The 13,151-nt window shown below is 42.6% G+C and carries 8 protein-coding genes; 3 read left to right on the top strand and 5 right to left on the bottom strand.

Going from position 1 to position 13,151, the window contains the following annotated elements; all coding sequences use genetic code 11:
* The 4 genes from IH598_11820 to IH598_11835 all read right to left on the bottom strand — a co-directional run.
* A partial coding sequence (locus IH598_11820; protein MBE0639199.1) for a hypothetical protein occupies positions 1-3,231 on the bottom strand: 3,231 nt, incomplete at its 3' end.
* A gap of 357 nt (positions 3,232-3,588) precedes the next feature.
* Entirely contained in the window at positions 3,589-4,182 is a 594-nt protein-coding gene (locus tag IH598_11825; protein MBE0639200.1) for a non-canonical purine NTP diphosphatase, read from the bottom strand.
* A 69-nt stretch (positions 4,183-4,251) separates the two neighbouring features.
* Positions 4,252-5,571 (bottom strand): hypothetical protein, encoded by a 1,320-nt coding sequence (locus tag IH598_11830; GenBank protein ID MBE0639201.1) that lies wholly within the window; start codon positions 5,569-5,571, stop codon positions 4,252-4,254.
* Between the two features lie 18 nt (positions 5,572-5,589).
* The gene (locus IH598_11835; protein MBE0639202.1) at positions 5,590-6,813 is read right to left on the bottom strand and encodes an outer membrane protein transport protein; all 1,224 of its coding nucleotides are present in this window, start codon (positions 6,811-6,813) and stop codon (positions 5,590-5,592) included.
* 269 nt (positions 6,814-7,082) lie between these two features.
* Here IH598_11835 and IH598_11840 point away from each other — a divergent pair, with 269 nt between their 5' ends.
* The 3 genes from IH598_11840 to IH598_11850 are packed head-to-tail and all read left to right on the top strand — an operon-like array spanning position 7,083 to position 10,312.
* Positions 7,083-8,201 (top strand): hypothetical protein, encoded by a 1,119-nt coding sequence (locus tag IH598_11840; protein MBE0639203.1) that lies wholly within the window; start codon positions 7,083-7,085, stop codon positions 8,199-8,201.
* Positions 8,198-9,466: a 2-oxoacid:acceptor oxidoreductase family protein gene (locus tag IH598_11845; GenBank protein MBE0639204.1), complete on the top strand. Its 1,269-nt coding sequence runs from the start codon at positions 8,198-8,200 to the stop codon at positions 9,464-9,466. Before IH598_11840 ends, IH598_11845 begins: the two co-directional genes overlap by 4 nt.
* 30 nt (positions 9,467-9,496) lie before the next feature.
* On the top strand, positions 9,497-10,312 hold the full coding sequence (locus tag IH598_11850) for a hypothetical protein (protein ID MBE0639205.1): 816 nt from the start codon (positions 9,497-9,499) through the stop codon (positions 10,310-10,312).
* Between the two features lie 159 nt (positions 10,313-10,471).
* Here IH598_11850 and IH598_11855 read toward each other — a convergent pair whose 3' ends face one another.
* Positions 10,472-13,117 carry a DEAD/DEAH box helicase gene (locus IH598_11855; GenBank protein MBE0639206.1) on the bottom strand — a complete coding sequence of 882 codons (2,646 nt, stop codon included), beginning with the start codon at positions 13,115-13,117 and terminating at the stop codon, positions 10,472-10,474.
* Positions 13,118-13,151 lie beyond the last annotated feature (34 nt).

Here is a 13,151-nt window from a genome sequence, read left to right on the forward strand (position 1 = left end):
TTCAGGGGTAAATTTGAACGCATTCGACATAAGGTTGTAAAACACCTTTTCCATTTTGTCGGGATCAAAAAGCACCGGAATATGATCTGTTGCAGCTACGAATCCGAGTTCAATTTTTTTTGTGGCTGCCAGAGATTCAAATGAATAGAAAAGACTTTTCAGGAATGACACGATATTGTGCTTTGCCGCTTTGAGTTCCATGCTTCCTGCTTCAAGCTTCGACAAATCGAGCAGTTCATTGATCAAAGCCAGCAGCCTTCGGGCGTTGCGGTTTGCGATCTGTAATTTTCCTTTTTCCCTGTTGTCAATGGCTGAAGACATCACGCTTTCAATTTGTCCCAGTATCAATGTAAGCGGGGTTCGGAATTCATGCGAGATGTTGGCAAAAAAGTGTGATTTCAACTGATCCAGATTCCGGAGCGAATCTGTGGTTACTTTTTCAAGTTTCAATTGGTTCCGGAGGAGGATTCGGTTCATTTCATAGCGCCTGACCCCAAACAGCGCCAGGAAAAACAACGATGTGTACAAACCAATTGCCCACCAGGTAAACCACCAGGGGGGCAATATTTTAAAACCGTAACTGATGGGCTCGCTCCAAATGCCGTCAGGGCTTAAGGCCCGAAGTTTAAAGGTATAATTGCCATGACTGAGGTTGGTATATTCAGCCGTAGTTTTATTGCTCAGTGGGCTCCAATGTTTGTCGCTTCCTTCGAGCATAAATTGGTACTGAACCAAAAATGGTTTGGCAGTTTCAATGCCCACAAAATCAAACCTGATGGTGTTGTGCGTGTAGGGTAAAACCAGGTTTCCAGGAATCGCATTGAACGGGTTGATGCGGTCGAAGCGGATTTTGCCGAATTTACCAATCAATGTATCGCGTTCGGGTTCGCTAAGCTGTTTACCGAAAACGTTTAATTCGTTATGCACATAAGCAGGAATGGTTTTGGAGGATTCGTGAACGTTGCCTTCTCTTGCTCTCTGCAGGCTGTGCCAACTGATGTTTTCATGGTTAATACCAACACTCTGGATGATCACCTGCGGAGCACGGGTATTTCTGCGCACTTTTTTGTAGTCAAAGCGCACGAGTTTATCTCCCGTTCCCGCCCAAACCTCACCACGGCTGTCAATCATCATAGCGTAATTGTTGCTTACGTCTTTTATCGGGTAGCCGGTTTGCTGGTTAAAATGTTCCACCCCTTCTTTTGCAATCTTGTCCCCGTCTGCGCTTAATCCGCCTTTGAGAATGGTAAATCCTTTGCTCGTGCCTATGATGATGTTGCCATCATGATCTTCCAGAATGCCATAAACTACATCATTGGGAAGGCCATGAGCTGTGCTGTAGTTTTCGAAAATGTTTTGCTCAATCTGCGAAACATCTTTCAAACTCAACATTTCCATCCATTTTTTTCTGATGATGGATACTCCTCCGCCCCAGCTTCCGGTGAGCAGGTTACCATGGCTATCTTCAGTAACGATGGACAGTTTATTGTCGGGCAGCCCCTGTGCTGTGGTAAAGTTGATGAAGTTTTCCCCGTCGAACCTGCTCAATCCGCCCCGGGTTGCGAACCAGATTGCTCCGGTTTTGTCCTGGTGTATGTTCCAGACCGTATTGTGCACAAGCCCCTGCTCCGGGGTGTAGTTGGTAAATGATTTGCCATCAAACCTGCTCAATCCACCTTCGTAGGTTCCAAACCAGATGTTCCCTTTGCTGTCTTCCTCAAGGCTGATCACACTATTGGTAATCAGTCCCTGCGCTGTACTCCAGGTTGTAACAGATTTATTGTCGAATTTACTTAAACCATAACCCGAACCGAACCACAGGTTGCCGGATTTATCGACTAACATGTTCATGATGCTTCCATCTCTCAGGCCATGATTGAATGAATAGTTAACAAAGTATCCATTTTTCAAATCCTTATGGCCTTGCGTGAATTTTGTTAGCCCGCTTTTTTCTGCCCCAATCCAGATGTCGCCGTTTTGATCTTCTGCCGTCGAAAAAACGGTTTTGTCGGGAAGCCCTTGCTTATCAGTATATTCAATTGTACTCTTACCATCAAATCTGCTCAGGCCATCTCCCTTTGTACCAAACCAAATGCTCCCGGCATTGTCTTCAACCATACACACAACAGCGTTGCTTGCCAACCCCTGCTCAGAAGTATAGTTGATAAATGAGGAATCCTTTTTTATGAATTCAGAGACACCTTCATCCGATCCAAACCATATATTACCTGCCCCATCTTCCAGGATAGAAGTAATCTTATTGCTTACAAGCCCGTCAGTCATTGTGTAGATCAAAGAGGATAATCTATTTCTTCGATTTTCGCCTGGATCAAATCGGAAAACGCCTTCATTAGTACCAAACCACAGCAAGCCACTTTTGTCTGCAGCGATGCAGTTCACCCATTTATTTACCAAACCAATTGAGCTGGAATAGTCGGCAAATGGGATTTCTCCATTCGCATCGGCAACTGGGTCATATTTCAATACGCCATTGTCAGTCGAAATCCAGAGATTACCTTTGAGGTCTTCAATAATTCCTCCGACATAATTTCCGGTATAGCCGGATTTTTCATTATAATTGATAAATTGACTGTTTCCGGTATCATTTTTATCCTGATTGTACCGACACAATCCGCTGCGGGTGGCAAACCATATATTTCCCCTATTATCTTCAATGATTCTATTGACATGGTTACCGGGAAGCCCTTGTTCAGTGGTGAAGTTTTCGAAAAATACACCATTGTATTTGCTTGCGCCTCCATAGGTGCTGAACCAAATGTTGCCATGGCTGTCTTCGGTAATTGCCTCAACGAGGTTGTGGATCAAACCATGAGATGAGTTGTAAGTTGTAAATGATTTCCCATCGTATTTGCTTACGCCATTCCCGAATGTGCCAAACCAAAGATTTCCGGCTTTGTCTCTGAACCCGCTGAGAACACTGCTCAATGCCAGACCATGGTCGGTATTGAAGTTTTGCATGTTGATAAAAAAGTCAGCCGTTTGTTTTACGGGCGAAGGCTTCTTTGATAAATCTATGGTTTCCGGTGGAGGATAGTCAGCTAATGAATGAACCACCGGCTGGCCAGCTTTTATTACAATCGGCGGCTCGATGATTTCGGTTTGTGAAAATGCATTCCGGCTTATCTGTTTAGTATCTGATTTACATGCAGAGAGGAATATCAACAAGATACCTGCCCATAAGAGGAAAACCGATTTTTGCTGAGTATTCATTTACCTTCTGCTGTTTCATTGTTTTTCACTACTGACCGACAAAATTTAAAAAGGGTAGAAAAATATGAAGGAGAATCCTCACTTCATTCGTGCCAAAGGAATGCCTGTAGCACGAACGCCTGCACGAAAGACGCATTCGGGCAGAAAGTGATGAAACTCAATTCCTTTTTTTTAAGTTCAATTATTGCCGGACATTAATGAATTCATAATCTGTGAGTAACACCTGGATTGAGCTATTGTTTAAAATAGCGGTTAATTCAGATTTTAATGCCTTTCAATTGCCAATCATCAATTACACCTTTTCACTTTGAAGAAATCAAAACCAGTTTTTTGTTTATTCAAATCAAGAAGGAATTATTAAACGGATTTTTCCTCATCCTTCAAAAATTCGATCAACCGCTGAACAGCCCTCGCGCGGTGACTTATTTTGTTTTTGTCTTCTGCGCTCATTTCAGCAAATGTCTGGCTATAACCTTTCGGTTTGAAAATAGGATCGTAACCGAATCCACTTTCCCCGTGTTTCTGATTGATTATTTCGCCCTCAACAATTCCCTCAAAAAAATACTCCTTTCCATCCATGATCATGGCAATCACAGTTTTGAATCGGGCACTCCGGTTTTTAGCATCGCCCATTTCCGAAAGGACTTTCATCATATTATCTTCAGCATTACATTGTTCGCCGGCATAGCGGGCCGATTTTACTCCCGGTTTTCCTTCAAGTGCATCAATCTCAAGTCCGGTGTCGTCTGCAAAACAATCCATCCCTGTCCTGTCATGAATAAACCGGGCTTTCTGTAATGCATTTTCCGGTAAAGTTTCAAAATCTTCGGGGATTTCTGCCTTAAATCCTATGTCATTCAAACTGAGAATTTCAATATCAGAACCTGCAACACTGCGTATCTCCTCAAGCTTGTGCCGGTTATTGGTGGCAAAAAGAAGTTTTCTTATCATGGTAAAAAATGAAAAACCCCGTCAGCACACATTGTACCACCGGGGTTTGTATATTGTTGAAAATCAATTTTAATAGTAATATAATCCGGAGTAAAATAAAGGACTTACCTCTTTCAGATCAGAACCATACTTCGAGTTGATTGATTTGATGAATTCGTTAGCCACTATTGCGTTGGCTCTTCCTGTGAGATGAATGCCATCAAGCGAAAAAGTGTTTCCGGTTACAAAAGTACTTGTGAAAGTTATGCCGTCAACAGTTAATCCTGTCGTGGAAACTTTTTCCATCAGAGCATTTGCATCCATGTAAGCCAGACCGAGATCGTTGGCAAAGAACATAATTGTTTGGTTATATGCACTGATTGCTGAATTGATACGATCCAATTCAGCCCCTGTGAGAACGTATTTGTTTGGTATCGGCGACATGCTTCCGTAACCGTGATTGATGATTGAATCGGTGGGGAGTGTAAGCAGGAAAAGCTCTCCGCTTTTCATTTGGCGCATTCCCCATGGTAAATCTTTATCAACAATTACAAACGGGTTTGGACCTAAAGCAAAAACAAGCGTGTCTGTCGAACCTAACAACTTAATCAGTGTATTCAGCGGGGCGTATCCTGTGTTAAGAGCAGCTACCTGGGCCGGTTCAGTAAGTACAAGTCCATTGTATGGCAATTGTGTATTCATAAATGTAAAATAGGGAGCTGCAGTGATGCTGGGAATATTGGCAATTGCCCCTTTGGCGCCAGTTGAAGTTAACTGTTGCAGCACTCCACCAAGAGCTAGCGAAAACAACCCGATACTGGTAATACTATCTGAGGCGCCACCTGCCAAAGCATAACCCAATACATCGTTATTACCGATCCAGGCAGTAAAAAAGGTCGGATTTTGTGCAACGGCTTCACCGAGCACGGTAGAAACACCCGGCTGGGCCGCAAAACGGGCATAATAAGGATTTTGCAAACTAAAGGATTCGGCGCCAGGTACCAGGTGAAACGATTTTGCTCCGGGCACACCCATATTATTAAATGGCCCCTGGTTGGCAATTGAAGCAAAATTCTGTTGATTAACCGGAACACCAGCCGGAACAGGGCGCTGCAGAGTGGCATCGAGAAGAAATCTTCTGCCAAATCCATATTCATCCGTCATCATCGGTTGTCTAAATTCTCCACCACCTGCAGCCATCATCTGGTCTGCAAGAATGGAAGGGTAGGAGTTGGTCTGACCTGAAATAAACAGATCTCCATCAGTATAACCCGCTGTCAACGAGTTACCTATAGCAACATATTTTGAAAAATCAACATTTCCGGAACTGATGTTTACTTCATCCAATTCAGGTTTGCAGGCAAATAATAATGCCGCAATCACTATAAATAATAAGTTCTTTATGTTCATCTTGTTCGTTGTTAATGGTTAGAAATTATACCTGAGCCCTACACCGGGGATTAAAGTCCTCGATTGGTAATCGCCAGTGAAGTTGGCTGGGGCGTATGATTTTGTAGCTTCTTGCGTTTCAAGATGCAGATATGAAAGCTCGATGGCAAAATTCTCGATAGGATAAATTGATACTCCCAAAGTGAAACCATAGGTTGTAAGACTTGGTGTTTCCGGAGTGAAGTAATTTTCATCTGTAGGTGTAGGATCATAATAGAACCCGGCACGACCTGTAACAATGTCACTGAATTTATATTCGGCGCCCACACGGGTGATCAGCGAATTGCTGTATAATCGCGGATTACTTGAGTTGAGTAAATCTGGTACTTGTTCAAATTCGAATTTCAAACTGTCATAAACATCCCAGAAAATATAATTGACCTCGGCAGCAAGCAACAATTTTTCAGTTGCCTTGTAAGAAATTCCAAAATCAAGGTTTGCCGGTAAAGGCAGATCAGCACTGAATTTGTTTTGAGCAGGAATAATTGGTCCTATTGAAGTTGGAACGGTAAATGTTGCATCGCCATCCTCAACCGACATGATGACCTCCGAACGGTAGCTTGCACCAATGCTCCAGCGATCTCCCGGTGTAACCAGCACGCCAACATTGTATCCGTAAGCTGTTGCGTCGCCTTGAAGAGTAGCCTGGCCGTCAACGGTCGGGCTATTGTAAGGTGCAGCCCTGTTCAGTTCAACATCTCCGGTAGAGATCACAAAGCCTGCACCGATACTGATCATGTCGTTAAACCTATAGGATACAGTGGGTTGAATGAAAACAGCCTTGAGGGAGAGATCCTGAACCAGACTTGCTCCAACCCAGTCATCACCCCAAACCGCTGTAGAACCGTATGGGGTGTAAGCCCCAACTCCCAGGGCTAACTTTTCTGTTACCATCATTGAACCATAAAAATAAAAAGGGGTCCCGATTGGATTGTCGTTATAAACCGTATTGTAAGTGTTTTCGAGTCTGAATCCAACCTTATTTAAGATTTGACTCATACCCGCAGAAAAACTATACTTCCCATTTATTTTTGATAAACCCGCCGGATTGAAGAAGAGGCTGCTCGCATCTCCATACAGGGACGTGCCAATTAGTCCCATCCCAGTTTGACGCTGTCCCTGTAACCTGACCTGATATCCACCGGCATGGAGGAGATTTACGCCAAGGAACATTACAATAATGAATGTTAAAACGTGTCGCATAAAATGATTGATTAAATGAATAAATTTTTGAGCGGGCGAAATTAAAACAATTTTCATAGATCACATTTAGTGAATGCCTTATGAACCAAATTTATGCATAAAATATGTTAATAGCTCAAAGTTTAAAAGCTGAGACTGGTTCTTTGATTCTTGTCAGGAATTATCTGCTAAGACATTTTTTTATTCTAAAAGACCGCAAAAGGCTTGAAAAATCAGGAAATAATCACATTTTTGCAAAAATTTTCATCATACGAAAAAAGTACTTTTTCATGCAACAAATCACGAACGAACGCCGGACCCTGATAGATGGTTCGCGGCTGATGATCGAGTCGCTTGCACGCGCAGGTGCTGATACCTTCATCGGTTATCCCATCACTCCGGCCAATTTGCTTTATCTCTACGGAAGTCAACGAATGGAGATGATGCTTGCCGCACCCGACGAAATCTCCACTTTACAATGGATGTCGGGGCTTTCTGCAATTGGGAGAATTCCTGTTACAGCAACATCATTCCCCGGTTTTGCCCTTATGCTTGAGTCGATCAATATGGCCTACATGATGGAGTTACCCATGGTGATCATCCTTGTTCAACGACTTGGACCTGCAACAGGTACTGCCACAAACGGAGCACAGGGCGACCTGCTGCTGTTAAAAGGGATGATTTCGGGAGGCCATCCGATTCCTGTTTTATGTACATCAAACTTTGAGGATTGTTGGAATTTATCAGCTGAGGCAGTTACAATGGCAATTAAACTCAGAACACCTGTGATCCTGCTTTCTTCAAAAGAAGAGGTGATGACACACAAAAGTCTCGACCTGAGCAAACTACCTGAAATAGAAAAAGTAGAGCATAAATTTTATGACAAGGACTGTGAATACAAGTCGTATAAACCCACAGATATGGTTCCTGAATTTTTGCCACTTGCTCAAAACCTCCACCAGGTCAGGATCAATGCTTCTACGCATGACCAGATGGGTATTTTGCAACATTCAACCGAAGAGGCGCTCGCCAATACGCGAAGACTGGAGGAAAAAATGCACCACAGGATGAAATGTCACCTGCGGTTCGAATATGATGCTCAGGAAGGTGCGGACAGCATTGTGGTTGCTTATGGAATTACCGCATCGGCAGCCCGAGATGCGGTTGCAGTGCTTCGCAGTGAAGGAAAAAAGGTTTCACTTCTCATCCCGAAAACATTACTGCCCGTTCCGGCCTTGTATGTCGAAATAATTAGCCAGTACAAAGTGGTTGCAATTGCGGAAGAAAATATGAATAACCAGTTCGGCTCGCTGCTTTTCGGTATAAATAAACCTGAACACATCCGGTTTGTCGGTGCATTGGGGAAAATGATCACACCACAACAAATTATTGAGGAGATAAAAGCATGAATGTTAAGATATTAAATACCGACTCATTACCTTTCTGCAAAGGCTGCGGTCATGATTTGATCTCGAAAAATACTGCGAAAGCACTTGAACATATGGGCTTGCATCCGTTGGATGTCATTATGGTTACTGATATTGGTTGTCACGGAATTATCGACCGCAGTTTGAATACCCAGACGATTCACGGGCTTCATGGAAGGTCGGTTGCGTTGGGGGCAGGAATTGCTTTTGGGATCAAAGAATCAGGGAAAAAAGTAATCGTATTTATTGGTGATGGCGGAGCCACCATCGGTCTTCAGCATATCATGGAAGCAGCACGGCTCAATCTGAACATGACGGTTGTAGTTCATAACAATATGCTTTACGGGATGACTGGCGGGCAATCGAGCGGACTTACCCCTGAAGGATTTCACACCACGACCTCGGCTGAAGGAAACCCATTTGCCGGTTACGACATCTGCGCATTGGCACATACAGCCGGCGCTGCTTACGTAACAAGGGTCACAGGTATTGGTGATATTTCGGAAAAATTCGTTAAAACATTCTCCGTTAATGGATTTTCAATGATTGAGGTAGTTGAAATTTGCCCGAGTTATGGGGTGAAATTCAACCCGGGCCGCAAGCTGAACGAAATCATCGAAACCTCCGGTCGTAAACCCGGTGAATGGATCAACGAAAGGGATGTATTTACACATCACCCCGGAAAAAAGACCAGCGATCTTTTCACCAAAACCCAGCATGTCATCAAATCATTTGATCACCAACTTAACCAGCCGCTTTCGCTCGTGATGAGCGGCTCAGCAGGTGAGGGTGTTCAGCTCGCTGCAACCATCGTGTGCAAAGCAGCCATGAAATCAGGGCTACAGGTAACCCAAAAAGGGAGCTATCCGGTGACCGTTGGTATTGGCTTCTCAACGGCTGAAATCAACCTTTCACAGGCAGAAATCAACTTTCACGGAATCAATGTTCCGGATATCGTGGTTGTTACTTCTTCCGACGGACTGGCGCATAGCCGCAAGCGCATCGAGATGATGAAATCCGGAAAGCTCTTTATTGACCTAAGCCTGACAGCACCAGCAACAGGAGCCGAGATAATTCCTTATGATTTCAGGGGAATAGGAAGCAGAACGGCTTCACTTTTCGCTACGATGTTTTTTATTTTAAAAACAGGCGTTATTCCCATTGAAGCTATCTTTGATACCATCGAGTCGGAAGGATTAAGCACAAAGTTACCGGTGGATAAACTTAAGGCTGCTCTGGGGATTTAGTCGACGTTAGGCACCATTATATCATAATTAATGAAGGACATACTTTTTATAACTTTAAGCATTTTCTTACTAATTTCAGGCTGCGAAGATGACCCTAAAATTGAGTCAAGTAAAATAAAAGGATTTAAAATTTACAATGAAAACAACGAATTAGTAACTGAATACAATTATGGCTACGACTCAGAGGGGCGATTAAATTATAAACTAACTCCCGTAACAATTGAAAATATTCAATACATAAATCAAATAATATCAGTATGGAATATTAAGTACGATTCTGGTGAGAAAATAGAAACATATTACTACAATCAGGGAAAATTAGATAGTATTTTAAACACCTATGTAGCCCCAAGGATTGGTCCTGATTTGATTACTTTCTATTATGAAAATGACAAATGCATCAGAAAAATTGAAATATTGAATGATGAAATAATAAATGTCTATACTTTCATTTATGAAGATGAAAGTATTTCACAAATCGTATTGGAACAAAAAATTCAAAATGACACATTAAATTACGTCTATGAGTATGATGAATCAGGGAAAGTGAATAAAATATTTCTTAACGGATTAATCTATTCTGAATTTGAATATACAACAATCGAAAACCCTCTTTTCAAGGTATCAAAATCTTATCTGATCCATATTCCAGTTCACCCTAATCAAGAAGAAAAAGAGACAATTACTTCAAAGGATTTATTGAGTAAAGCAAAATATTATGACTGGGAAGGAATAATCGTACAAGAAATTTCGGTTCAATACAATATCAATAATTTGGGACTTCCTATTTCAGCAGAAAGAACATTAAATGGGAAAAAAGAAAGAATTTTGTTTGAGTATCAATAAATAACAGCACACAACAAAAGATGATAACCAATTGGCGCATTCGGGTGATCAAGATAAAGACATGAAAGAAACAGCAACATATAAATCAACCAGCATCCAGCAAGAGAATCGTCAACTGGCCATATCACGGGGCCGATAGGAGCGGTTTTTTGAATTCGCCTAAAGACTATCCTCACTCATAATCCTGAACTTCAATGTAATTTCTCCGGATTCAGGATTGAAGTCAGGGGAGGATTCAACGATATCAATCTCTTCTCCTGTAGTTATTTTAAGCATCTGGGCAAGCATAGACGCGCCGCTTGTGAGTAACTGGTTCATTTTTTCCTGACTGATATTCAGCCTGTTTTCCAGGGGCTGCTTTTCGTCGTGATGAGGCATTTCGACCAATCCCTTATGCGAAGGAAAACCGGGCTCTTCCAATGAAAAGTCAATCAGCATTTGTCCTGTCTCAGGAATTTTTGAAGGGGAAATCTGTTCAGGGTTTGATGCATTCAGCTTGCTGATCATGTCCTTTATCGCTTCGATCAACTCTGATTGCAGGATTTTCGGGAATCCTTGCTGCAGTTCATTATCGCCTTTTTTCTTACTTTTCTCCGGCAGGTCAATCTCCAAACCGCCGGCAATCTTTTCTTCAATAGAGTTCTTTGCCACCAGGTTAATAATGGTAAGTTTCCCCTGCCGTTGCATGATACCGGAAAGGCTTCCCATCCGCAGGCTCTTGGCTTCACGGTCGGCGGGTGCATCAAAATTAATCATCAGGTCGGCAATCCTGATATCGGATGCATTGAGGTCAACATGACTTGAAAGTAACACATTACAGTCTTCATCCTGTTCAAATGTTTTCAAGATCAGCTCACGCTGCCTGGCTGGTGTATCGTCGGTGATTTCCACGTGCCTGATCTTACTGACCCGAAGGGCGCGCGCAATGATCTGAAGCATTTTTTTCCATTCAGTGAAAATGATGACTTTTTTTCGGCTTCTCCTCAGGTTCATCTTTTCATTCAGAATGGATTTCAGTTCATCGATTTTTGGTGAAATGTTCGTCAGATCATCCAGCAAAAACGTAGAATCGGCTAACATTCTCAACTGCCTGATCAACTGTATAGCCTGCTGAAATTCAAAAGGCGTCTGCATTTTTTTGCTGAATAATCCCAGCAATTCACCGGCCAGTTTAAGATGAATTTTAATTTGCTGAGGATGCATATCCACTGGTACATCAATGTTGCTGATTTGAGGCAACTGCTTGATAACCTGGTCTTTTTCGCGTCGCAGGAGAACATTTTCGAGACGAAGGTTCAACTCATCCAGATCGTAATAACCAACGATGTTGTTTTTGTTGTGATCATCAAAGAAACAATATTTGTAGGAAAATTCCCAAAGCGGCGACAGTAAATCAGCATCAACCAGCATCACAAGTGCATACAACTCGATAAGTCTCGAATCGAACGGGCTGCCGGACAGTACCAGCGTATGACGCCTTGGTATGGAACGGATGGATACAGAAATAGCAGAAGCATAATTTTTAATCCGCTGGGCTTCGTCAAGAATGATAAAGTCGGGATGGCTGCTTTTCAGCATGTCAAGATCAGAAAGCACATTTTCATAATTGAGGATCTGAAAATAATGATCAGAATGGCAGTATAATTCCCGCCGTTCCTCCATTGAACCCTCGATGATCATTAGCTTTTCAGCAGTAATTTTTTCGATTTCCTTTTTCCAGTGCTGTTTGAGTGTAGCCGGGCAAATGATCAATGTTTTGCCAAAACCGAAAAGGTCACGTTTCATCATTGCTGTGGCCACCGCCTGTGTCATCCTGCCCAACTCAATGTCGTCTGCTAAAATAGCGCCGGCATTAAAGGTGGCAAACTCCACACCCTCTTTTTGGAAGGGGAGCAAAGGGGTTTTAAAGATCGAAAAATTGAGTTTCTTGCTTTCCTTCAACCGTTGGATGGATGCTGCTTCGCTAGTTAACCTCACCTTGTCAAGGACCTCCGGTCGCAGAAGAATCTGCTTGAACTTATCGGTATTGTTTAAAAATCCTGTAAAACGCTCGACATCATTATCTTCGATATAATTTTTATTTCCAAAATAGCGATAAAACAGTTCAGCAACAGGACCAGTGAGTTTCTCAGGGAAAAAATAGCTGATTTTATTATTCCTGAACGGGTTAAGAAAAACTTCGATAAAAGGGTAGGGTGGTAGTTGTGCCGGGATGCGACCCGGATCGTTTTGCAGGTGAAGAAAGGTGTAGATCAAATGCTTGCACGTACCGAGTTTATTGATTCTATAATCGGGACAATTGCAATAGCCGTGTTTGCGTGTGAGGTCGCGCAGTGTAACCTTGTACTGTACACCGCGTTCGTTGGTCAGCAGGTGTTCACCAAAAATATTGTCGGCAAATTCGATAGTGTAAACGGCCTGCTGGGCTTTTTTCTTCCGTTCATCAATCACGCGCTGAATCATACCTTTACGGGTATATTTGATGCCATCCTGGGGTAATTCATCTTCGCCAAGCTTAAAAAGCTCATCAAGTTGCAGCAGTGCTGCTGTTTTGTGCCGGCAGAGCACCTCGCTCCTGCAGGTACAGTCTGTTTCCAACTGATCTTTGTAGGAAACATCTACCTGGAAATCACCATATTTATCATCAACCGAAAAACGATATTGATGTCCTGATTCTGAAAGCAGCGAACATTGTCCGTTAAGATACAGGCTTTGCCCCTGGCGATAGGAGAGTGACCCCGGGCCAGAGCGTGTTAACTCATTTCGAAGGATGGATTTTATGCTTTCAGAAATTTTCTGTTTCATCGCTCAATCGACTTTTACTACTTTGGCAAATTTA

The organism is Bacteroidales bacterium (assembly GCA_014860585.1).
Lineage (GTDB): Bacteria > Bacteroidota > Bacteroidia > Bacteroidales > 4484-276 > RZYY01.